Origin of the sequence: Rhodococcus ruber (assembly GCF_027270735.1) — a bacterium.
Classification (GTDB): domain Bacteria; phylum Actinomycetota; class Actinomycetes; order Mycobacteriales; family Mycobacteriaceae; genus Rhodococcoides; species Rhodococcoides rubrum_A.
This window is the reverse complement of the sequence record NZ_JAPWIJ010000020.1, coordinates 22,668-45,498: the sequence shown is the minus strand read 5'-3', so window position 1 is coordinate 45,498 and position 22,831 is coordinate 22,668. Positions and strand designations below refer to the sequence as shown.

The window sequence follows — 22,831 nt, the reverse complement described above, 5'->3', positions numbered from 1 at the left end:
CCGCACTGTGCGGCGGCGGTGGACAGGGCGACGCTCTCATCGTTCGAGTACCGAAGAAGTAAGACCGCGGTGGCTCTGGTCGGGAGTGAGACCAGAGCCACTACGTTCTGTCGTAGCAAACCGGGCACAATGGCTGGCATGACCAACTTCTTCAACCTGAGCAGCACGGCCACACGTTTCCGTTTCATCGCTGTACTCGAAGCCTTCACCTGGCTGGGACTGCTGATCGGAATGGCGTTCAAGTACATCCCCGCCGATGGCAACGAAATCGGCGTGAAGATATTCGGGCCGATCCATGGCGGCGTGTTCGTCGTGTACCTGGGCATCGCGGTGTTGACGGCAGTGAAGTTGAAGTGGGACGTCAAGGCGACGCTGTTGGCGCTCGTCGCAGCGTTCCCGCCGTTCGGCACGGTGATCTTCGAGATGTGGGCCGCGCGCACCGGACGCCTCGCGGAGCTGAGCACGGGCCGGCCCGTAGCCGACGCGAAGGTTCTGTCCTGACTGCCCGCCAGTGGATGACGCATCGGGTTAGTGACAAACTGTAGGACGTGACTCGACCCGGTTCCCGTCCTCCCGTCCGCCCGTCAGCTGCCGTCCCCGCCTCGATTGCCGGTGCTGTCGACCTGTCCGTTCTCAAGGACCGTCCGGCACCTGCTCCCGCGGCCGAGCCCGCCGGTGAAGGCGGGGGACTGGCACCGATCGTGGACGTGACCGCGGCGACGTTCGAGGCCGAGGTACTGCAACGGTCCACTCAGGTTCCCGTGATCGTCGACCTCGGTTCGGCCCGCTCCCCGCAATCGCAGGCGTTGACGCGACAGCTCGGTCAATTGGCCGTCGAGGCCGGCGGCGCGTGGGTGCTGGCCCGCGTCGACGTCGATTCCAATCCGCAGATCGCACAGGCGTTCGGTGTGCAGGCTATTCCGACGGTGGTCGCCGTTGCTGCTGGTCAGCCGCTGGCCGACTTCCAAGGAACGCAGTCGGACGAGCAGTTGCGTCAGTGGCTACAGGCCGTCGAGCAGGCGACTGCGGGAAAGCTCACCGGGCCTCCCGGAGCGGCTGCTGCAGAACCGGAACCCGAGATCGAAGATCCCAGAATCGTCGCTGCGGAGGAAGCCATCGACGAGGGCGACTTCGACAAGGCGGCGGCCGCATACCAGGCGATCATCGATGCCGAACCGAAGAACACCGACGCCGTCGCGGCGCTGCGTCAGGTCAGGTTTCTGGCTCGGGTGCAGAATATTGCACCGGACGCCATCGAGACGGCCGACGCCGATCCCGCGAACGTGCAGGCCCGGATCGAGGCCGCGGACGCCGAGATGGCTGCTCAGCAGCCGGAGCAGGCTTTCGCTCGGTTGATCGATGGCATCAAGATCAGTGCGGGCGACGACCGGACCGCACTGCGCACTCGACTTCTCGAGCTGTTCGAGTTGTTCGACGCAGCCGATCCGCTGGTGGTGTCCGCGCGGCGCAAGCTCGCGTCCGCTCTGTACTGAACCGCTCAGCTGTAGCGCGAATCGCACAGCTGCTTGCCGCCGAGAACTCCCGAGCGGAAGGCGTCGACTCGGGAGAATCCGGAGGGCAGCGTCGTTCCGTTGACGTCGCTGGCTGCGAGTCCGTCGCTGAGTAGGCCCGACACCGCCTCGTCGAGATCTCCGGGGGAAAGAAAGACTTCGAGACCCGTCGAACCGTTCTCGGCGCTCATCGCCGAGGTGATGACCCCGGACAGGCACGCCGAACGCAGAGCGGTCTGCGGGTCGTCGAGGGTCTGGCCGGCTTCCTTCTGCACCGCGAGCGTGTAGCGCGAGGCGAACAGCACGTAGGCGCCGTAATCACCGGACACGTTGAGCGGCAAGATGTCTCCACGCTGCGGGGTCTCGGGCTGTCCCCGCTCGGCCAGGTCCTCGACGTCGACGCCGATGGTATTGGTCGAGGGGCAGTACGACACCGGCACGGTGGCCTCGGCGTCGGAGCACCCGGTGTCCGAACCGGAATAGTCGACTGTCGGCGGAACGGCCACCGGCAGAACCTTTTCGAAGGAACGCGTGAACGCGTCGAGCGAGTCCTCGGTGACCGGTAGTTCACCCGAGTCGTCGGGATCATCGAACTTCTGCGGCAATGATGCTCGACGCGAATCGATTTCGGCCTCGTCGATGCCTGTGCAGGTTGCCGCGCCGTCCCTGAAGCCGATCTGCACAGCGGTGACACGCTCGAAGGCGGAGCCGTGCACCGATTCCGGATCGTTGGGGTCTACGTCGCGCACGGCGACGGTCGCGGCGAGAACACCGTTGAGTCCGTCGGACGTATTGATCGTGAAGTGTGGCGAATCACCCTCTGCGACATGGCGAATGAATGCGCCGGCAAAGCAGTCTGCCTGTTGCTCGGCGACAATCGTCGGAGTGTCGTCACCGACGAGTCCCGATTGATGCTGGATGGCGTGACCGTATTCGTGGGCGATCACCATCACCACCGACATCGGTCCGAATGCGTCGACCAGAGCCGGAAGCAGAATGGTGCGGTCCCACCCGATCGAATCGTCGCGCGTGCAATACGCGGCGTTGGGGACACCACCGGTTCGGTCCCCGCAGAACCTGACGCCGGATCCCTCGTCCTCGGACGCGTCCCACGAGACCACGTTCGAGATGGGCGTGAACGAGCCCTTGAACAGGGCCGGGTATTGCTCGGCCCAGAATTGTTGAATGTCGTCGATCGCGTTGGTGGCGAGGATATCGGAGTCGGTGCCCTCGGCGTTCTCGACCTCGATCGTCGAATCGGGCACTCCCGGACGCGGCCCGCTCGGTCCGCTCGTGACCGGCAGTCCGGCGACGGTGAACGGGTTCTCGTAGATGGACACGGCGTTACCGCCGACGGTCTGCGCGCACGAGGCGAGGAGAAGGAGTCCTGCAGTGGCGGCCGCGGCCAGTAGTCGGGGTGTGCGGCCGCCACTCATCTATCGCTCCAGTTTTATCCAGATCGCCCCGTTGGCGGGAAGTGCAACCTGGCCTGACGCCGGTCGACCGTGCCACGAGTGCGATGTTGCCGTCACTTCACCCAGGTTGCCCATTCCGGAGCCGCCGTATTCCGTTGCATCGGTGTTCAGGATCTCGATCCAACGGCCGGGTTCCGGTAGTCCCACACGATAGCTGCCGTGCTCGGAACCGGAGAAGTTGAAAATACACGCGATGACCGAACCGTCGGACCCGTACCGCAGAAAGCTCAGCACGTTGTTCTCGGTGTCGTTGGCGTCGATCCACGAGTACCCGCTCGGCGATGTATCGAGTGTCCACAGAGCCGGATGCGACTTGTACGTCGAGTTCAGATCGGAGACAAGCGATTTGACGCCGTTGTGCAGGGGCTCTTCGTCGATCTGGTACCAGTCGAGACCGCGTTCCTCGGACCACTCACGGGTCTGGCCGAACTCCTGGCCCATGAACAGCAGTTGCTTGCCCGGGTGCGCCCACATGTAGGCGAGCATTCCGCGCAGCCCAGCTGCCTTGGTGTAGTCGTCACCGGGCATCCGAGTCCACAGCGTCCCCTTGCCGTGCACCACCTCGTCGTGGCTGATCGGGAGCAGGTAGTTCTCGCTCCACGCATAGACGAGGGAGAAGGTGATCTCGTGGTGGTGGTAACTGCGATGGATCGGATCACGCCCGAGGAAGCCCAGGGTGTCGTGCATCCAGCCCATGTTCCACTTCATGTTGAAGCCGAGTCCGCCGACGTTCGTCGGGCGGGTGACACCGGGCCACGCCGTCGACTCCTCCGCCACGGTGACGACGCCGCGGTGCTTCTTGTGCACCGTCGCGTTCATCTCCTGCAGGAACGTGACGGCCTCGAGGTTTTCCCGACCGCCGTAGATGTTCGGAGACCAACCGCCCTCGGGGCGGGAGTAATCCAGGTAGAGCATCGATGCCACGGCGTCGACGCGGAGGCCGTCGATGTGGAACTCGTCGATCCAGTACAGCGCGTTCGCGACGAGGAAGTTGCGCACCTCCCGGCGGCCGAAGTCGAAAACCAATGTGCCCCAGTCGAGTTGTTCACCTCGCTGCGGGTCGCCGTGTTCGTAGAGCGGGCCGCCGTCGAATCGAGCCAGCGCCCACTCGTCTTTCGGGAAGTGGGCAGGTACCCAGTCGACGATGACGCCGATTCCAGCGCTGTGCAGGTGGTCGACGAAGTAACGGAAATCGTCGGGACTGCCGAAGCGTGAGGTCGGCGCGTAGTACGACGTCACCTGGTAGCCCCAGGACCCGCCGAAGGGGTGCTCGGCGACCGGGAGAAGCTCGACGTGGGTGAAGCCGGTTTCGGTGATGTACTCGGCCAGTTGCTCGGCCAGTTCGCGGTAACCCAGGCCCGGTCGCCAGGACGCCAGGTGGATCTCGTAGACACTCATCGGGGCCTGAGTCGGCTCGATGCCGGCCCTGGTGTCGAGCCACTTCTCGTCGTTCCAGGTGTACGACGACGCGGTGACGACCGATGCGGTCGACGGCGGAACCTCGGTGGCGAAGGCCATCGGGTCGGCCTTGTCCTTGACCGAACCGTCGGCACCGTTCACGCGGAACTTGTACAGCGCACCCGGCGCGATGTCGGGCACGAACAGCTCCCACACACCGGTCGACCCCAGAACACGCATGGGCCAGCTGCGGCCGGTCCAGCCGTCGAAGTCGCCTACGAGGGTGACGCCCTGCGCTGCGGGGGCCCACACTGCGAACGAGGTACCGACCACTGGACCGTCCGGTGTCGCGTACGACTGCTGATGCGCGCCGAGGATGTCCCACAGCCGCTCGTGCCGACCCTCACCGAACAGGTGCAGATCGAGCTCACCGAGAGTGGGGAGGAACCGGTACCCGTCGGCGGATTCGGAGACGTGCCCGCCGGGCCATGTAACGACGAGCCGATAGTCGATCAGGTCCTCGAACGGCAGCAGCGCCGAGAAGACCCCGTGCGCGACGTGTGTCAGCTCGTGATCGACACCGCCGACTCGGGCGACGACCTTCTCGGCGTCGGGCTTGAGCGCTCGGATGGCCGTGCCGCCGGGTACCGGATGGGCACCGAGCACGGAATGGGGGTTGTAGTGCCGACCCGCAGCGATGAGATCGAGATCGTTGTCGGACGGGGCTGCGACGGTGTCTTCGGGCGTCGTCGGATTCTTGGTCACGTTGAATCCACTCACTTTCGGTTGCCGCGGTAGGCCAGTTCGATTCGTGCCGGGTAGGGAATGTGGGGGAGCGTGAAGATGTGCGCCACCGACGTCCAGGGCTCGAGTCGGACGAAATTGGTGTGTCCCCAGTCGTAGTGAACGCCGCTCACCTCGTCCTTGATCGTGAGGGTGTCCTGCCAGTCGTGGCCGAGGGCAGGCATGTCCAGGTGGATGGTGCCTTCTTCGGCTCCGAACGGGTTGAGGTTGATCACCACCAGAACCGAGTCACCGGTCTGCGGGTCGAACTTCGAGTACCCGATCAGCGCTTCGTTGTCGATGGTGTGGAAGTGGATGTTGCGAAGCTGCTGCAGCGCCGGATGCGCACGCCGAATCGCGTTCAGCGTCGTGATCCAGGGCTCGAGAGACTCGCCTCGGGCGAGCGCGCCCTCGAAATCGCGCGGACGCAGCTGGTACTTCTCCGAGTCCAGGTACTCCTCGCTGCCCTCACGCACGGCTTGGTGCTCGAACAGCTCGTATCCGGAGTAGACGCCCCAGGTGGGAGCCATCGTCGCAGCGAGAGCTGCCCGGAGAGCGAACATTCCGGGCCCACCGTGCTGCAGGCTCTCGTGCAGGATGTCCGGGGTGTTGACGAACAGGTTCGGCCGCGCGTCGTCGGCGCGCCGCGCATGTTCCTCGGCGAACTCGGTCAGTTCCCACTTGGCGGTACGCCAGGTGAAGTACGTGTACGACTGAGTGAAACCGCGCTGCGCCAATCCGTACATGCGCACCGGACGGGTGAAGGCCTCCGCGAGGAACAGTACGTCCGGGTCGGTCTTCTTGACCTCGGCGATGAGCCACTCCCAGAAGTCCGGTGGCTTGGTGTGCGGGTTGTCGACTCGAAAGACCTTGACCCCCAGCGAGATCCAATATCGGACCACGCGTAGCACCTCTTCGTAGATGCCGCGCCGGTCGTTGTCGAAGTTGACCGGGTAGATGTCCTGATACTTCTTCGGAGGGTTCTCGGCGTACGCGATCGTGCCGTCCGGCAACACGGTGAACCACTCGGAATGCGTTGCTGCCCAAGGGTGATCGGGAGCGGCCTGCAGGGCGAGATCGAGTGCCACTTCCAGGTTGTGCTCCTGTGCGGCGGCAACGAAGGCGCGGAAGTCGTCCTCGGTGCCCAGTTCGGGATGGATGGCGTCGTGCCCGCCGTCCTTCGAGCCGATGGCCCACGGCGACCCGACGTCTTCGGGGCCGGGCGTCAGCGTGTTGTTCGGGCCCTTGCGATTGATGGTGCCGATCGGATGGATGGGCGGAAGGTAGACGATGTCGAATCCCATCCGCTGTATGCGGGGCAACTGCTCGATCGATGTCGCGAACGTGCCGTGCCGCGGCGAACCGTCCTCGTTCCATCCGCCGGTCGATCGAGGAAAGAACTCGTACCAGGCACCGTTGAGAGCAAGGTTGCGATCGACCCAGATGTTGACCGCGCGCGACCGGGTCACCAGTTCGCGCAGCGGGTGCGCGAACAGCAGTTCGGCGACCGACGACGCGAACGCCGAGGACACTCGGGCCGGCAGTGGGCGGTCGGTGTCGCGCAGCGCGGCGGCGACGTCGGCCAGCAGTTGCCTGCTCTCGGCGGGGACTCCGGTGGCGGCGCGCAGGAACAGCCGCGCCCCGATCTCCAGATCGTTCGCGAGTTCGTGCGCGCTCTGGCCCACTCCGAGTTTGGCTTCCACGGCATGCCGCCAGGTGCTGATCGGATCACTCCACGCTTCGATGCGGCAGATCCAGTAACCCGGCCGGGAGGGGACGAAGACCGCGTCGAACGTGTCGGGTTCGCGGCCCGGCGTCATCGGGATGCGTTCGAGTTTGCCTCCTGGTCCGCGCACCGACAACGTCGCGGCGACCGCGTCGTGACCCTCGCGCCACACGTCGGCGGAGACTGGAAAGGTCTCGCCCACCACGGCTTTCGCGGGGTACTTTCCGGTCGTCGTATCTGGAAGGACATTGTCGATACCAAGTCGACCTGTCACTTCACACTCCATTCTTCGCTAGAGGTATGGCTGCGCGGGCGCAACCTCTGATCGAACCGATATTGGTGTGCTTCTACTCGTCAACCGTAATGCAGCAGCGCAGATGGCGCGTGCGCCGACGCATACTGCCCGCGGAGAGCGCGGCAGCTCGGATTTTGCCGAGCCGCCCATCGACACAGGTGTCCGTGGGTAGGGTTCGATCCTGTGAAAGCTTTGCGCCGATTCACCGTCCGAGCCCATCTTCCCGCCCGCTTGAATGCCCTCGCCGAGCTCTCGACAAACCTCAGGTGGTCGTGGCACTCGGCGACGCAGGATCTGTTCGAGCACGTCGATCCGTTGCTGTGGACCGAACTCGAACGTGACCCGGTGGCCGTGCTCGGAGCGGTTGCGCCGGCTCGCCTGGAGGAGTTGGCGGCCGACGAGCGGTTCCTGACCGAACTGGACGCCGCCGAGGCGGATCTGCACGACTACCTCGCCCGTCCGCTCTGGTACCAGAACGAGCTGTCGAAAGGGCGGGCTCTGCCGTCGGGCATCGGGTACTTCTCGATGGAGTTCGGCGTCACCGAAGTGCTGCCTAACTATTCCGGTGGGCTCGGCATCTTGGCCGGGGACCACCTCAAGGAGGCCTCCGACCTGGGCCTGCCGTTGATAGGCGTCGGGTTGCTCTATCGCTCGGGGTACTTCCGGCAGTCGCTGACAGCCGACGGCTGGCAGGCCGAGCGCTATCCGTCCCTCGACCCGCATGGTCTGCCGCTTCGGTTGCTCACCGACGACGGCGATTCTCCGGTGCTGATCCACGTATCGATGCCCGGGTCCCGCGTTCTGCGGGCGCGTGTGTGGATCGCCCAGGTGGGGCGCGTCCCACTGTTGTTGCTCGACTCCGACATTGCCGACAACGATCCCGAGCTGCGCGGGGTGACCGACCGGTTGTACGGCGGCGACCAGGATCACCGCATCAAGCAAGAGATCCTCGCCGGTATCGGGGGTGTTCGTGCGATCCGGGCCTACACCCGCGCATACGGACTGCCCGACCCCGAGGTGTTCCACATGAACGAGGGGCACGCAGGCTTCCTCGGCGTCGAACGCATCCGGGAGCTGGTCACCACGGGCGCACTCGACTTCGACTCGGCTCTCGCCGCCGTGCGGGCAGGTACCGTCTTCACCACCCACACCCCGGTCCCGGCAGGAATCGACCGATTCCCCGCCGATCTCGTTCGGCACTACTTCGGCAGCGAAGATGGCGGCCCGGATTCCGCGTTGCTGCCGGGACTGCCGATGGACCGAATTCTTGCCCTCGGCGGCGAGAGCGATGCCTCGGTGTTCAACATGGCGCACATGGGATTGCGGCTCGGTCAACGAGCCAACGGTGTATCGAAACTCCACGGCATCGTCAGCCGCGAGATGTTCAACGGTCTGTGGCCGGGATTCGATGCGTCCGAGGTGCCGATCGGATCGGTCACCAACGGCGTCCATGCCCCGACGTGGTCTGCACGGGAATGGGCACAGGAGGGGGAGATGTCCTCGGGGCGCGTGTGGTCCACACGTAATGCTCTGCGTGCGCAGTTGGTGGACGAGGTGCGGCGCCGCGTGCGGCGGTCGGCACTCGAACGCGGTTCCACGCAAGCTGAGATCAGTTGGACTGCAGGTGTTTTCGATCCAAACGTGCTGACCGTCGGGTTCGCTCGACGCGTGCCGACGTACAAGCGCCTGACTCTGATGCTGCGCGAACCCGAGCGACTGCGGGCGATGTTGCTGGACCCGGAACGACCGGTCCAACTTGTGGTCGCAGGCAAGTCGCATCCCGCCGACGACGGCGGAAAGGCGCTCATTCAGCAGATCGTCAAGTTCGCTGATCAAGCCGACGTGCGGCACCGCATCGTGTTCCTGCCCGACTACGACATGTCCATGGCGCGCTTCCTGTACTGGGGATGCGATGTATGGCTGAACAATCCGCTGCGACCGCTCGAAGCGTGCGGCACCTCGGGCATGAAATCGGCACTCAACGGCGGCCTCAACCTCTCGATCCGCGACGGCTGGTGGGACGAGATGTACGACGGCGAGAACGGCTGGGCCATCCCGACGGCCGATGGTGTCACCGACGACAACCGACGGGACGATCTCGAAGCAGCTGCTCTGTACGAGCTGCTCGAACAGGCTGTACTGCCCAAGTTCTACGACCGCGGCGAGGACGGCGTGCCCGGTCGATGGATCGAAATGGTGCGGCACACCCTCGAACAGCTGGGCCCGAAGGTGCTGGCGTCCAGAATGGTTCAGGACTACACGCTCGGCTACTACGCGCCGGCTGCCGAGTCCGCTCGCGCGGTGGCGGCCGACGGTCACCGCGGTGCCACGGACGTGGCGGCGTACCGTCGCCGCGTCGAACAGGCCTGGGACGGCGTGAAAGTCACCCGCGTCGACAGCGAAGGGCTACCGGATACTCCGGTGATCGGTGCGGAGCTCTCGCTGCGCGCGAACGTCGACCTCGGCGGCTTGGACGCGGCGGACGTCGTGGTGCAGGCGGTGGTCGGTCGCGCCGACGACGAGGAGAACCTCACCGACATCGCGGCGACGCCCATGACGCACGTGGGTACGGAGGGCGGCGAGCACGTTTATGCAGGCGAGAGCACGCTGCCGCACAGCGGCGCAGTGGGATACACCGTGCGGGTGCTGCCGCATCACGACGGCCTGGCCTCGGATGCCGAGCTCGGTTTGGTGTCGACTCCGTAGCGGTAGTAGCGCTACTTTCCTGCCAGACGGGTGAGCGCCTTGCGCACCACCTCCGGGTCCGAGGTCTCCCAGAACGGAGGCAACGAGGCCCGGAGGTAACCGCCGTAGCGAGCAGTGGCCAGACGTGAATCGAGAACGGCGACAACGCCTTTGTCGTCCACGCTGCGGAGCAGGCGGCCGACGCCCTGCGCGAGCAGCAGGGCGGCATGGTTGGCGGCGACGGCGAGAAACCCGTTGCCGCCGCGGGATTCCACGGCCTGCTGGCGGGCTACGAGTAGCGGATCGTCGGGCCGGGGAAACGGAATCCGATCCAGAATCACCAGACTGAGCGAGGGGCCCGGCACGTCCACGCCCTGCCACAGTGACAACGTCCCGAACAACGAGGTGGCCTCGTCGTCGGCGAACTTCTGCACCAGTGCACCGGTGGAATCGTCGCCCTGGCACAGGATCGGCGTGTCGAGACGCTCACGCATTTCCTCCGCGGCAGCCTTGGCGGCACGCATCGACGAGAAGAGTCCGAGTGTGCGTCCTCCCGCTGCGCTGACCAGAGACTCGATTTCGTCGAGGTAGGACTTGGAGAGGCCGTCGCGTCCGGGCGGTGAGAGATGCTTGGCGATGTACATGATGCCGGCGCGGGCGTGATCGAACGGCGACCCGACGTCGAGCGAATTCCAGCGGATCGACCCGGTATCGGACGGTGGTTCCACGCCCGAGGCCATTGCGGTGTCGCTGCGAGACGGCGTCTCCGCAGGCAGGCCCCAGTTGACGGCCAACCCGTCGAACGACCCACCGACGGTCAGGGTTGCCGATGTCAGGACCACGGTGGATTCGGCGAAGAGTCGCGCACGCAGCAGCCCACCGACCGAGAGCGGGGCGATACGTACCGTGCGTTTGACGTTGCCGCGGAAATCGTCGACGGCGTGCCAGACGACGTCCCTGCGTTTGGCTGGATCGGGTTCGTCGAAGGCCGTGAGAACTCGAACGGCGCTGTCGTGCACCTCGTCTATCGCGACGAGTGCGGCGCTGCGAGCCGCGGCAGCCTCGGGGTCGCTGGCCGCCATGCCCTGCTTGTTGGGGCCGATCGCGGTGCGTACCGCCCAGGCGGCGTCGCGGATGGAGGCGAGGGCCGGCCCGACGCCGTCGGGCAGAGATTGCCAGCGACTCGGGGGTAGCTCGTCGAGAATCGCGGCCCAGTTCTCGGCTGCACCTTCGAGTTGATCCACCGTCTCTTCTTCGATCAACTTCGCACTTCGGCGAGCGGCCGCGGTGACGGTTGCCGCCGACAGCTCCTCTGTTGCAACGCCCGTCACTCGATCGACCAGTTCGTGAGCTTCGTCGACGACCACGACGTCGTGCTCGGGCAGGATCTGGATGCCCGTGATCGCGTCGATCGCGAGCAGGGCGTGGTTGGTCACCACAACGTCGACCTGGGCGGCCTCGGTACGAGCGCGTTCGGCGAAGCAGTCCTCGCCGACGGGGCAACGGGACTTGCCCAGGCATTCGCGCGCAGTGACGCTGACCTGACGCCAGGCCTGATCGCTGACTCCGGGCACCACGTCGTCGCGGTCGCCCGTCTCGGTCTCGGACGACCACTTGGTCAGCCGTACCACCTCGCGGCCCATGCGCGAGACCGCGAACGGGTCGAACAGCTCCGCATCCGGTGCTTCCTGCGCGGCACCGGTGTGGATCTTGTTCATGCACAAGTAGTTGTTGCGGCCCTTGAGGATCGCGAACTTCGGTCGCCGACCGAGAGCCTCGGTCAGCGCGTCGGACAGGCGGGGCAGGTCCCGGTCGACCAACTGCCGCTGCAATGCGATGGTGGCCGTGGAGACGATGACGGTCTTACCGGATTCGACCGCGTGCCTGATGCTCGGGACCAGATAGGCGAGGGACTTTCCGGTACCGGTGCCTGCCTGCACCGCGAGATGCTCACCGGTATCGATCGAGTGCGCTACCGCCGAGGCCATCGTCAGCTGATTGCTACGTTCCTTGCCGCCCAGTGAGTGCACCGCGACCTGCAGTAGAGCGGGAACGGTTGGCAACTCGGTCTTCGACGGCACCGAAGAAGACTACTGCCGATTGCCCACCGGGTTCGGCATCGACACCGCCCCTAGCCTTCCACGAAGCGGGTGGGTATCGCTGGTTCGCCCTGGGACAATTTCAGGCCCTCCCAGGGAAGGCTGACCAGGCGCCCGGCCAGTAGTTCACGGCCATCGGCCAGGGTCGGCAGGCCGGGGACGCGCTCGCCGGCGCGGACCAACGGCGTGGTCAACGTCTCCACCGTCACATCGTCGCCGACGGTCGGGGGAGAGCCGAACGGGTGCACGACCTCCTCGACGGCGGTGCCGGTACTGCGCGCAGTTCGTACGGCGGCCTTGGTGCCCCCGCGCGATTCCTTGTGACTGCTGCGCTTGGCGACGGGGATGCCGTCGACAGTGACCAGCTTGTAGACCATGCCTGCCGTCGGGGCACCGGAACCGGTGACCAGCGACGTACCGACGCCGTAGGAGTCCACTGGTTCGGCCCGCAGTGCGGCGATGGCGTACTCGTCGAGGTCGCCCGAAACGACGATCCTGGTCTTCGGCGCACCCAGAGCGTCCAGCTGGTCGCGAACCTGTCGCGCGAGCACTCCGAGGTCGCCGGAGTCGATGCGCACCCCGCCGAGTTCGGGTCCGGCCACCTCGATGGCGTTGGCGACGCCCTGGGTGATGTCGTAGGTGTCGACGAGCAGTGTGGTGCTCACGCCGAGTGCTCGCACCTGCGCCGCGAACGCGGACCGTTCGTCCGGACCGTCGGCGGTGGTGTGCAGCAGGGTGAACGCATGAGCCGACGTGCCTGCTCCGGGGACGCCGTGCCGGCGTACGGCTTCGAGGTTGGAGGTCGCGGTGAACCCGGCGAGGTACGCCGCTCGCGATGCGGCGACGGCCGCTTCCTCGTGGGTTCGACGCGATCCCATCTCGATGATCGGCCTGGACTTCGCGGACGCCACCATCCGTGCTGCCGCCGATGCGATCGCACTGTCGTGATTGAGGATGGACAGCACCAGGGTTTCGAGGACGACGCACTCGGCGAAGGTTCCGCGGACGGTCAGCACGGGGGAGCCGGGAAAGTACAGCTCCCCTTCGCGATAGCCGTCGATGTCGCCGGTGAATCGGTAGTTGCGCAGCCATTCGACAGTGTCGGCGTCGAGAAATTCGGCCACGATACGCAGCTCGTCCGGGCCGAAACGAAAGCGCGCGATGGCGTCGAGTACGCGGCCGGTGCCCGCGAGAACTCCGTACCGGCGGCCCGCGGGCAGTCTTCGTGCGAATACCTCGAAGCTGCAGACACGATCTGCGTTGCCGCTGGCCAGAGCGGCCGAGAGCATCGTGTACTCGTACTGATCGGTCAGCAGCGCGGTACTGACGTCGTCGGTGAAAATCGCGTGATCTGTGGTCGCGTCGTTGCTCACCTCGCCCACACTACGAGCGCAGGGGCGAGCGTGTGACGCTGGCCCGACACGCCGTACCCTGTGGACATGCCTTGGTTGACGGTGGATGGAACGCTTCTGCCCGTGGACAGCGTCTCGGCAGGTGAGGTTGTCGCAGCGTCACCGCAAGCGGTTCCGGCCCAGACCGAGGCCGTTGCTGCCGACGAGTCACACGACACTCCGTGGGTGACGATCGTGTGGGACGACCCGGTCAACCTGATGCACTACGTGACATACGTGTTCCAGAAGCTCTTCGGTTACAGCAAGGCCAAGGCCACCGAGCTGATGATGCAGGTGCACTCCGAGGGCAAAGCCGTCGTGTCGAGCGGTGAGCGCGACGCAATGGAGAACGATGTTCGACGCCTGCACGCGGCTGGTCTGTGGGCCACGATGCAGCAGGACAAGTAGTAGCTCACCACCTCTCCGTCAGACAGGACATCAGCAACAGTGCGCACGTGGACGAGACGGAATTCGCTGTCCGGGGTCAAGATCAAATCCGAGATCGACGCGCGTGAGGCAGCAGTGCTCCGGTCTCTCGTCGGCTCGGTACTGGGACTGCTGCGCGATCGATCCGCCGGCGCACCCACCGACGAGCTGGCCGCACTGACCGGTCTGCGTACCGGCCACAACACTCCGCCCGACGATGCCGCGCTGGCACGGCTGCTTCCGGACTTCCACCGCGCCGATCCCAGCCGCGACGAGGAGGATCCGACCGACCTCAACGGTGCTCTGCGTGGCCTCCACGAGCCCGAGATCATCGACGAGAAGTTGGCGGCCGGATCGATGATCCTGGCCACGCTTCCCGAGTCCGGTGGCAAGATCGTGCTGACCCAGGAGCAAGCGGATGCATGGTTGACCGGCCTCAACGACGTGAGGCTGGCGCTCGGCACGACGCTGGGGATCAGTGCGGACACACCGGACGTCCTCGACGAGGGTGATCCTCGCGCTCCGCATCTCGATGTGTACCACTGGCTGACCTGGATGCAGGATTCACTCGTACAGGTCCTCATTCCCTAGGACGCGCGCGTGACCGCAGCCTTCTTCAACCCCGGACCGCGGGACTCCCTGACCGACGTGGCAGGTCTTCTGGTCGGTCACCATCATGAACTCGACGACGACGCCACGATGGGATCCGGTTCGGCCACCGGTGCCACCGTGGTGCGCGCGCTCGGTGGAGCGACGGCCGCAGTCGACGTCCGCGGCGGCGGGCCGGGAACGCGTGAGACCGATCTGCTCGATCCGAGCCATTCCGTGCAGCATGTCAATGCGATCCTGCTGACCGCGGGCAGTGCGTACGGGCTCGCGGCCGCAGACGGCGTCATGCGATGGCTGGAAGAGCACGGTCAGGGCATTCCGATGGGCAGCCCCGATCACGTCGTTCCGATCGTGCCGGCCGCGGTGATCTTCGATCTTCCGGTCGGTGAGTGGACTTCCCGGCCGACGGCGGAGTTCGGCTATCTCGCGGCAGCAGCAGCGGCGACCGAATTCGCGACGGGATCGGTCGGGGCAGGAGTCGGTGCTCGTGCCGGAGTGCTCAAGGGCGGCGTGGGCACCGCGAGCACGGTGATCGAGGGCGGACCGGCCGACGGGGTCACGGTCGCGGCGTTGATGGTCGCCAATCCGGTGGGTGCGGTGTTCGACCCCCGCACCGGACTGTTGTGGGGCACCGGCACACTCGGACCGGCAGCGTTCGGTATGCGCAAGCCCGACGTCAACGAGGTGTGGACCGCGCTGGCGCTCGAACCCAAGGGCACTGCCCTGAACACCACGATCGGTGTGGTTGCCACCGACGCGACACTGTCGTCGGCGTCGTGCAAGAGGATTGCCGTCGCGGGTCACGACGGTCTTGCTCGGGCCATCAGGCCTGCGCACTCGCCCCTCGACGGCGACACGATCTTTGCCGTGTCCACGGGCACCAGAGCTGTCACCCCCGAGTCCTCGGTTCCCGCCGCGTTCTCGGCGGAGCTGCCGGTGCTGTCGGCGGTCACAGAAGCCGCGGCGATCGTCGTCGAGCGGGCCATCGTGCGTGCGCTGCTCGACGCCACCTCGGTGGCCGGCATCCCTACGTACCGCCAGATCTTCCCGTCGGCGTTCGCTGCGTCGCGCACCTGAGGGCCGGTCTCGACCCGTCCCTGACCGGTACCGTGGAGGAACCGAGGTTGGAGGCGATCATGAGTGATATCGGCAATCTTCCGAGCGAACGTGAACGGCCGATCTGGATGCAGGCCGCCATTGTCGTCGGAGCATTCACCGCATTGCTGTGGGTCATCGAGGTCATCGATGTGGCCAGCGGGTCGAGGCTCGAACGCAACGGCATCGAGCCGCGTTCGGTCGAAGGATTGTGGGGCATTCTGTTCGCACCCGTGCTGCACGACGACTGGCAGCATTTGATCGCGAACACCCTCCCGATCCTGGTGCTGGGGTTTCTGGTGTTGCTGTCCGGTATGGCGCGTGGTCTGGCTGCCACCGGGATCATCTGGGTCGTCGGCGGCTTCGGTACGTGGTTGACGGCCGGGCCAGGGGACACGATCGGCGCGTCGATCCTGATCTTCGGGTTCATCGCATACCTGTTGGTGCGGGGCTTCTTCACGCGCAAGCTCGGGCAACTTGCGATCGGCGTGGTGGTGTTCGTGCTGTACGGCAGCGCCCTGTGGGGCGTGCTCCCGAGTGATCCGAACATCTCGTGGCAGGGACACCTGTTCGGTGCGGTGGGCGGAGTGATCGCGGCTCGACTGTTGTCGGCCGATGCACGCGCCGAGAGGGCGCGCGCGAAATCGCTCGATCGGCTCACTCCGTAGGTGCGAGGTAACTGCAGACACACCTGTCGTCGCTGGTGAATTTCGCCGACTCGCGCTGTGAATACTGCCCGAACGTTTCTGGTGATGCGCTCGGCGTGGCAGCATGGCTTTCATGCGAATTACCGTCCTGGGATGTTCGGGCAGCGTGTCCGGACCCGATTCACCCGCGTCGGGCTACTTGCTGGAAGAAGAGGAGACCGCTCCGGTCGTTCTCGACTTCGGTCCCGGCGTGCTCGGGGCGTTGCAGCGTTACGCCGACCCGGGGGATGTGAGTGTTCTGCTCTCGCATCTGCACGCCGATCACTGCCTCGACGTTCCAGGTCTGCTGGTGTGGCGTCGCTACCATCCGAACCCGCCGGAGGGTCGAGCGATCGTCTACGGGCCGAAGGACACGGCGTTCCGGCTCGGAGTCGCCTCGGCCGAGTGCGGCGGGCAGATCGACGATATGTCCGACACGATCGACCTGCGACGCTGGGTGGACGGCCGCACCGTGGAGTTCGGCAAGTTGTCGATTCTGACGCGGCAAGTGTTCCATCCGCCGGAGTCGTACGGCATGCGGATCACCACCGGTGAGGGCCGCACCTTCACATACAGCGGCGACACGGGAATGTGTCAGGCGGTGCGGGATCTGGCGCATGGAGCCGATGTGTTCCTGTGCGAGGCATCGTGGACCGACAGTCCCGAGCGACCCGAGGGCGTGCATCTGTCCGGAACCGAGGCCGGCCGAATCGCTCGCGAGGCCGGGGTCGGCGAATTGCTGCTCACTCACATTCCGCCGTGGACGTCTCGCGAGGACGTCATCGCCGAGGCCAAAGCGGAGTTCAGTGGACCGGTGCATGCCGTTCTTCCGGGGGACGTATTCACCGTCTGAGGACGCGCTAGGCTTCGAGTCGTGTCCAGACGAGAAGACGGCAGGGCGGACGACGAACTCCGCAACATCAAGATCACCCGTGGATTCACCAGCCATCCAGCAGGGTCGGTGCTGGTCGAGTTCGGCAACACCAGGGTGATGTGCACGGCCAGCGTCGAGGAGGGCGTGCCGCGTTGGCGAAAGGGATCCGGCCTCGGTTGGCTCACCGCCGAATACGCGATGCTTCCCGCCGCGACGCATACCCGCAACGGCCGCGAGTCCGTCAAGGGCAAGGTCGGCGGACGCACCCAGGAGATCTCTCGCTTGGTCGGACGTTCACTGCGTGCCTGCATCGATCTGGCCGCCATCGGTGAGAACACCATCGCACTCGACTGCGATGTACTCCAGGCAGACGGCGGCACCCGAACTGCTGCCGTCACCGGAGCGTTCGTAGCGCTCAACGACGCCGTCACCTACCTGCGGGCAGCGGGACGCCTCGCCGATCCGCAGCCGATCTCGTGCATGATCGCCGCGGTCAGCGTCGGCGTCGTCGACGGACGGGTGCGTCTCGACCTGCCGTACGAAGAGGATTCACGCGCCGAGGTCGACATGAACGTGGTCGCCACCGACACCGGCACCCTGGTGGAAATTCAAGGCACCGGAGAAGGCGCGACCTTCCCGCGCACCACACTCGACAAGTTGCTCGACTCCGCGTTCGTCGGCATCGAGAAGTTGTTCGAGGTTCAGAAGGAAGCTCTGGCGCTGCCGTACCCGGGCGATCTGCCCGAGCCGGCCGCCGCGGGATCGAAGAAGAAATTCGGTGCCTGATACCAAGCTCCTGGTAGCAAGCCGTAACGCGAAGAAGCTGCGTGAACTACGGCGGGTTCTCGACGCCGCCGGCCTCGTCGGTATCGACTTGATCGGTCTCGACGAGGTGCCCCCTTTCCCTGAGGCACCCGAGACCGGAGCGACCTTCGAGGAGAATGCGCTCGCGAAGGCCCGCGACGGAGCCGCGGCCACCGGATTGGCTTGTGTTGCAGACGATTCCGGAATCGAGATCGATGCACTCAACGCGATGCCCGGGGTGCTGTCGGCTCGCTGGTCGGGTACTCACGGGCAGGACGAGGCCAATACCGCGCTGGTGCTGGCGCAGTTGACGGACACGCCCGACGAGCGCCGCGGGGCCGCATTCGTATCGGCCTGCGCGTTGGTGGTGCCGGGTGCAGCCGAGACCGTGGTCCGTGGGGAATGGCGGGGCGCGGTAGGGCGAGAGTCGTTGGGCGAGAACGGTTTCGGCTACGACCCGATCTTCGTTCCCGAAGGCGACGGCCGCAGTGCGGCGCAGCTGAGCGCGGACGAGAAGGACGCGGCTTCGCACCGTGGCCGCGCGCTACGCAAGCTCCTTCCGGCGCTCGAAGAACTGACGGGGCGGTAGCTCGTGCGGGCGCGCGCAATGCTGGGGCGTACGTCGGTTGCACTCGCAGCCGGCGCGTTGTTCCTGACGGGTATCCCGGCCTCGGCCGCACCCGCAGCAGGCTCGTTCGCCGAGGCGTTCGCCTATTCGATCGCGCACCCGGGAGTGACGCCTGCCGGCTCCAACGATTACTCGTGCGTCCCGAGTGCGCAGCACCCGGAACCGGTGGTGCTGGTACACGGCTTCCTGGAGAACTCGTACGACAACTGGGCGTCCTTGTCGCCTAAGTTGGCCGATGCCGGGTACTGCGTGTTCGCGATCGACTACGGCAACACCGGGCCGGTGCCCGCGCTCGGAGCACTCGAGTCCATCCCCGAGAGCGCTGCAGAACTGTCGAGTTTCGTCGATTCAGTCCTCGCGGCGACGGGAGCCGAGAAGGTGTCGATCGTCGGCCACTCGAAGGGTGGCACGGTGCCCCGCTACTACGCACGCTTCCTCGGCGGGGATGCCGCGGTGTCCCGGATAGTCGCGCTGTCGCCGCCCAACTATCCGACTGCAGGTCCGCCGGTGCAGGACGACGTGCTGGAGAGGCTGAACGAGGGGAGCGACACCGTCTCGGGAATCGAGCACACGACGATCGTCACCCGCTACGACCAGATCGTCGTTCCGTACACCGCGTCGCTACTGACCGGTGCAGGAAACACCAACGTGGTGTTGCAGGACGTCTGCCCGGCCAACGTCGTCGAGCACACAGGAATTTCCTACGATCCGCTCGCCCAGCAGTTGGTGCAGAACGCACTCGATCCTGCGAGCGCGCAGCCGATCAGCTGCTGACGTCAGACGGCGAAGTCGGCTTTGATCTGCTTGGTGCGCTTGTGCTCGATGTAGAACGACAGGAACGGGATGGTGCCGGCCAGTAGCGTGCCGATGGTGCGGCCGGCGGGCCACCGCACCTTGATCGCGAGGTCGATCGTCAGGATCAGGTACACGAGGTAGACCCAACCGTGTACGACGGCAATCCAATTGGGCACGTTCTCGGCCTTGAAGATGTACTTCGCGACCATCTCGGCCACGAGGACCAGCAACCAGATACCGGTGGCATACGCCAGAACGCGATAACGCAGCAACGCGGATGCGATCTTCTGGGTCTTGTTCGCAGATGCCTGCGCCTTCTCCGGTGCCGAACTCACGTGGTGCTCCTGTCGGTCCCGCGGGATTCGTTCAGCTCCGCGAGGTAGCTGTTGTATTCGAGTAGTTGCCGGGCCTCTGGGTCGTCGAGGTCGCTCGAATCTGCCGCCGGGGCATGACGCTGGGGAAGCAGGTCCAGGGGAACCTCGGTGGGACCGGCGGGTCGCGCGACCGCCGCTTCGTCCGGATCCTCGTCCTCGAGACGGACGAACTTGCGGTAGGCGTACACCACGAACGCGGCGAACAAGGGCCACTGGAACGCGTAACCCAGGTTCTGGCCGTTGCCACCGACCGACTCGAAGCGTTCCCACTGCCACCAGCCGAGGCCGAGACAGACCGCCGCTGCCACCACGACCAGCGCGATCAGCGCAGGTCGACGGTTCGGGCGGGAGGTGGTCACGCTTCGACGGTACCGGAGGTACTACTACCGGAGGTAGTCGCGTGGTACACGTCCGCGGTGATTCTCGCCATGACCGGCCCTGGTCTTCCTACGATCGTGGCCGACTCGCCCGCGCCGCCGCGAGTCGATCTGCACCTGGGCCGGTGACGTCGGCGAGTGCGCTGCTGCGTCCGGTCAGAACCAGCGCCATCGTGCCCGCCGACCCTTCGATGATCGGGCCGTCGCCGCGGGTCCAGTCGAGATCGGTTGCGCGCCACTGCAGTCGGAGCTCCGGTCCCTTGAACGGTGCTGCGCCCGTCGCGGGCACCAGGAAATCGAGCATCGTGATCATGCGGTGGTCGGGAACGTGGTGCTCGATGCCCAGCGGCCGACACATATCCAGTCCGTGCACGAGTACGTCGGACAAAGGTGCCATCGGCCCGTGTCCCGGCGGGGTGAACTTCTTGTCCGCATGAGCTGTGAGGAGCGCGGGTAGTTCGTCGCCGTGCTTGCGCCTCACACGCTGGGTCATCAGCTGATTGGCCCGGTCGAAGTTGCCTCGGGTACGCGCCATGGCGAGGCCGAAATGCCAGAGCGGGACGATCAGTGGGGCCACCAGATGGGCGGCGACGTCGCGCACCGTCCAGGCGTCGCACAGCGACGGGGTGGCCCATTGTTCGGGGCTCAACGTCTCGAGAGTGCGTGCGATGGACCGTCGTTCGTCGGAAATTTCGGCGAAGATCGCGTTGTCGTCGGAATCGCTGGACATACGAGCCACCTTCACACGTCGGAACCTGCAAACCTGGGAGTCTCGAGAAAAGCCGGGCCGAACGACCGTTGTGCGCGAGGGGGGACTTGAACCCCCACGTCCTGAGACACTGGAACCTAAATCCAGCGCGTCTGCCAATTCCGCCACTCGCGCGTGCCGATGAAGTCTACAACCGATGCTCCTGCGCGTGCGACGCGGTTCTTCGAGCCGGGTCGACCTCCGATTAGGCTCGCCGGGTGGTGAAGAAGGAGAACTCGTTCGACCCGGCGCGCATACTCGAGTTGCTGTGGCGAGTGGGGGCGAAGCCGAGCCGAACGGGGCTGAGCGTGGACGCGATCGTCGACGCCGCCATCGAGCTGGCCGACGCGCACGGCCTCGAGTCCGTGTCGATGCGCAACGTGGCCGAGCATCTCGGGGTCGGCGCAATGTCGCTCTACACCCACGTTCCGGGTCGAGAGGAGTTGGCGGATCTGATGATCGACCGATCTCTCGCCGGCCTCTACTCGCATGTCGACGAGCCGTCCTCTGTTCCTGGCGGGTGGCGTCCAGCTCTCCGGTTCGTCGCCGAGCGCAATTGGTCTCTGTATCAACGGCATTCGTGGCTACTGGAGGCGGAGGGGGCGCGGCCGGTGCTGGGTCCGCACACCAACGACAAGTACGAGGCCGAACTACGCCCTTTGGTCGGCACCGGCCTGACCGATATCGAGATCGACTCCGTGCTCACACTCGTACTCACGCACGTCTCCGGTACCGCGCGTGCCCTCGCCGGCGTCGCCCGGGTGAAGGAGCAGTCGGGAATGACCGACGCCCAGTGGTGGGCGGCTACTGCTCCGATCATCGAACGGGTGATGGACCGTGAGCGTTTTCCGGTGTCGTCTCGGGTCGGAACGGCCGCGGCGGCGTCGTACGACGCCGCCAGCGACCCGGTGCACGCCTACCGGTTCGGGTTGGAGTGCATTCTCGACGGTGTGGAGGCGCTGATGTCTCGCGGTCAGCCTGCCGACCGCAGTTCCGCTTCGGAGTGACGCTGCTTCGCCCTGTGTGACTTGTGCTGGTATCGCCACACGGCATTCTCGAGCGAGGCGAGATCCGTACCGAGTGCGTTCGCTGCCGCTGTGAGGATCACGGGGGAGCGGTCCTCGGCGATTACAGCGGCGAGGTTCTGGTGGACGGGTTCGAGTGCGTCGGCGACGAACGAGTTCAGATGGGCGGTCGCCTTGTCGGTACGCACCCCGAGATTGATGAGCATGCACTCCCAGGTGGTCTCGCCGAGACCAGGGATCGCGCGGAACGCATCGAATTGTTCCTTCGTGTGCTGCTCGAAATCGGTCGAACAGCGCAACCCCACCGAGATCAACGTCTGTGCCGCCACGGCTGCGGCTGCTGCCTTGGTTCGACTGTTGCCCGGAACGAACTGACGATTGGACAGAATCTCGACGAGCGCATCCGGATCCGAGGTCAGTTCTGCGAGTGTTGTCAAGTCGTCGAGTCGGTTATCGCCACGATGCGATCGCCATCGCGCGAGCACGGCCCGGACCCCGCTGGTCGGTCCGCCGTACGGGGCGCGGGCGGAGAAAAGTGCATCGAGCAACGCGACCTCGCTCTCGCCACTCCATCCAGGTGTCCAATGCGGCGAACGTGATTGTGACGCAACCGATTCGATGTGGAGCAATACTGCGTCGAGTTCGTTCGGCGTGCAGATGTCTGTTACCGATGAATACATGAATTCCCCCCGAATTCTGTCGACCACCCTCTCGAGGAGTGGTTCGAGTGACGAAGCTAGAGCACCACACCGACAGAGTTGGCCGGAGCTCGTCTGTGCTCGAGATCACATCACGAAAAGATAACGAAAAATACGAGGGTTTCCTCATGTTCTGCGCGCCGAGGCGATCCTCTCGCCAGCGTGAATGTGGGTTACCGACGAGTTGGGTAAACAAAAAGTAATGCCGCTCGACGCGGCGTACTCGCTGGTAGCACTCGGACGTCCGAGCAAACCTGAGGATTTCCTCATGATTTTGTGTCAATCTTGAACAGCGCGGAGAGACCTGTCGACGACGACCGGCTCACTGC

21 protein-coding genes and 1 tRNA gene are annotated in these 22,831 nt (G+C 65.4%); 12 read left to right on the top strand and 10 right to left on the bottom strand.

Annotated elements, in window-relative coordinates:
* The first annotated feature begins 129 nt into the window (after positions 1–129).
* Entirely contained in the window at positions 130–501 is a 372-nt protein-coding gene (locus O4220_RS27290; protein WP_269608675.1) for a DUF3817 domain-containing protein, read from the top strand.
* A 104-nt stretch (positions 502–605) separates the two neighbouring features.
* Positions 606–1,493, top strand: coding sequence for a tetratricopeptide repeat protein (locus O4220_RS27285; protein ID WP_269608679.1), 888 nt, complete (start codon positions 606–608; stop codon positions 1,491–1,493).
* 5 nt (positions 1,494–1,498) lie between these two features.
* Here O4220_RS27285 and O4220_RS27280 read toward each other — a convergent pair whose 3' ends face one another.
* Genes O4220_RS27280 through O4220_RS27270 form a run of 3 tightly spaced genes read right to left on the bottom strand, consistent with a single transcriptional unit; the run spans position 1,499 to position 7,167 of the window.
* Positions 1,499–2,947, bottom strand: a complete 1,449-nt coding sequence (locus tag O4220_RS27280; RefSeq protein WP_269608674.1) for a metallopeptidase — start codon at positions 2,945–2,947, stop codon at positions 1,499–1,501.
* Positions 2,948–5,149 carry a 1,4-alpha-glucan branching protein GlgB gene (gene glgB / locus O4220_RS27275; RefSeq protein WP_269608673.1) on the bottom strand — a complete coding sequence of 734 codons (2,202 nt, stop codon included), beginning with the start codon at positions 5,147–5,149 and terminating at the stop codon, positions 2,948–2,950.
* Positions 5,150–5,160: 11 nt separating this feature from the next.
* A complete protein-coding gene (locus O4220_RS27270) occupies positions 5,161–7,167 on the bottom strand; it encodes an alpha-1,4-glucan--maltose-1-phosphate maltosyltransferase (RefSeq protein WP_037177145.1) in 2,007 nt (668 codons plus the stop codon).
* A 204-nt stretch (positions 7,168–7,371) separates the two neighbouring features.
* On the opposite strand from O4220_RS27270, the gene glgP reads away from it, so the two are divergent.
* Entirely contained in the window at positions 7,372–9,894 is a 2,523-nt protein-coding gene (gene glgP / locus O4220_RS27265) for an alpha-glucan family phosphorylase (protein WP_269608672.1), read from the top strand.
* Between the two features lie 11 nt (positions 9,895–9,905).
* Here the strand turns inward: glgP and O4220_RS27260 are convergent, their stop codons facing one another.
* Together O4220_RS27260 and O4220_RS27255 are read right to left on the bottom strand one after the other, a co-directional pair.
* Entirely contained in the window at positions 9,906–11,954 is a 2,049-nt protein-coding gene (locus tag O4220_RS27260) for an ATP-dependent DNA helicase (protein ID WP_269608671.1), read from the bottom strand.
* A 50-nt stretch (positions 11,955–12,004) separates the two neighbouring features.
* Positions 12,005–13,261, bottom strand: coding sequence for a nicotinate phosphoribosyltransferase (locus O4220_RS27255; protein ID WP_269608677.1), 1,257 nt, complete (start codon positions 13,259–13,261; stop codon positions 12,005–12,007).
* Positions 13,262–13,411: 150 nt separating this feature from the next.
* On the opposite strand from O4220_RS27255, the gene clpS reads away from it, so the two are divergent.
* The 8 genes from clpS to O4220_RS27215 all read left to right on the top strand — a co-directional run bounded on the left by clpS (position 13,412) and on the right by O4220_RS27215 (position 19,259).
* A complete protein-coding gene (gene clpS / locus O4220_RS27250) occupies positions 13,412–13,771 on the top strand; it encodes an ATP-dependent Clp protease adapter ClpS (RefSeq protein WP_269608670.1) in 360 nt (119 codons plus the stop codon).
* Between the two features lie 39 nt (positions 13,772–13,810).
* The gene (locus O4220_RS27245; protein WP_269608668.1) at positions 13,811–14,380 is read left to right on the top strand and encodes a DUF2017 domain-containing protein; all 570 of its coding nucleotides are present in this window, start codon (positions 13,811–13,813) and stop codon (positions 14,378–14,380) included.
* Positions 14,381–14,389: 9 nt separating this feature from the next.
* Positions 14,390–15,475, top strand: a complete 1,086-nt coding sequence (locus O4220_RS27240; RefSeq protein ID WP_269608666.1) for a P1 family peptidase — start codon at positions 14,390–14,392, stop codon at positions 15,473–15,475.
* A gap of 59 nt (positions 15,476–15,534) precedes the next feature.
* Positions 15,535–16,161: a rhomboid family intramembrane serine protease gene (locus O4220_RS27235; RefSeq protein WP_269608665.1), complete on the top strand. Its 627-nt coding sequence runs from the start codon at positions 15,535–15,537 to the stop codon at positions 16,159–16,161.
* 112 nt (positions 16,162–16,273) lie between these two features.
* Positions 16,274–17,032 carry a cyclic nucleotide-degrading phosphodiesterase gene (locus tag O4220_RS27230; RefSeq protein ID WP_176457261.1) on the top strand — a complete coding sequence of 253 codons (759 nt, stop codon included), beginning with the start codon at positions 16,274–16,276 and terminating at the stop codon, positions 17,030–17,032.
* 21 nt (positions 17,033–17,053) lie between these two features.
* The gene (gene rph, locus O4220_RS27225; RefSeq protein WP_032375961.1) at positions 17,054–17,839 is read left to right on the top strand and encodes a ribonuclease PH; all 786 of its coding nucleotides are present in this window, start codon (positions 17,054–17,056) and stop codon (positions 17,837–17,839) included.
* Entirely contained in the window at positions 17,832–18,446 is a 615-nt protein-coding gene (gene rdgB, locus O4220_RS27220; RefSeq protein ID WP_269608664.1) for an RdgB/HAM1 family non-canonical purine NTP pyrophosphatase, read from the top strand. Before rph ends, rdgB begins: the two co-directional genes overlap by 8 nt.
* 18 nt (positions 18,447–18,464) lie before the next feature.
* Complete coding sequence (locus tag O4220_RS27215) at positions 18,465–19,259, top strand: esterase/lipase family protein (RefSeq protein WP_269608663.1); 795 nt, start codon at positions 18,465–18,467, stop codon at positions 19,257–19,259.
* Between the two features lie 2 nt (positions 19,260–19,261).
* Here O4220_RS27215 and O4220_RS27210 read toward each other — a convergent pair whose 3' ends face one another.
* From O4220_RS27210 to O4220_RS27195, 4 genes are all read right to left on the bottom strand, one after another.
* Entirely contained in the window at positions 19,262–19,615 is a 354-nt protein-coding gene (locus O4220_RS27210) for a DUF3817 domain-containing protein (protein WP_269608662.1), read from the bottom strand.
* Positions 19,612–20,013 carry a transcriptional regulator gene (locus O4220_RS27205; protein ID WP_269608661.1) on the bottom strand — a complete coding sequence of 134 codons (402 nt, stop codon included), beginning with the start codon at positions 20,011–20,013 and terminating at the stop codon, positions 19,612–19,614. The genes O4220_RS27210 and O4220_RS27205 overlap by 4 nt, the downstream gene beginning before the upstream one ends.
* A gap of 88 nt (positions 20,014–20,101) precedes the next feature.
* Entirely contained in the window at positions 20,102–20,761 is a 660-nt protein-coding gene (locus tag O4220_RS27200; protein WP_269608660.1) for a maleylpyruvate isomerase family mycothiol-dependent enzyme, read from the bottom strand.
* Between the two features lie 71 nt (positions 20,762–20,832).
* Positions 20,833–20,914 (bottom strand) — tRNA-Leu (locus O4220_RS27195).
* An 83-nt stretch (positions 20,915–20,997) separates the two neighbouring features.
* Between O4220_RS27195 and O4220_RS27190 the strand changes: the two genes are divergently transcribed.
* On the top strand, positions 20,998–21,786 hold the full coding sequence (locus tag O4220_RS27190; protein ID WP_269608659.1) for a TetR/AcrR family transcriptional regulator: 789 nt from the start codon (positions 20,998–21,000) through the stop codon (positions 21,784–21,786).
* Here O4220_RS27190 and O4220_RS27185 read toward each other — a convergent pair.
* The gene (locus O4220_RS27185) at positions 21,753–22,484 is read right to left on the bottom strand and encodes a hypothetical protein (protein WP_269608658.1); all 732 of its coding nucleotides are present in this window, start codon (positions 22,482–22,484) and stop codon (positions 21,753–21,755) included. The two genes, O4220_RS27190 and O4220_RS27185, sit on opposite strands and share 34 nt — an antisense overlap.
* Positions 22,485–22,831 lie beyond the last annotated feature (347 nt).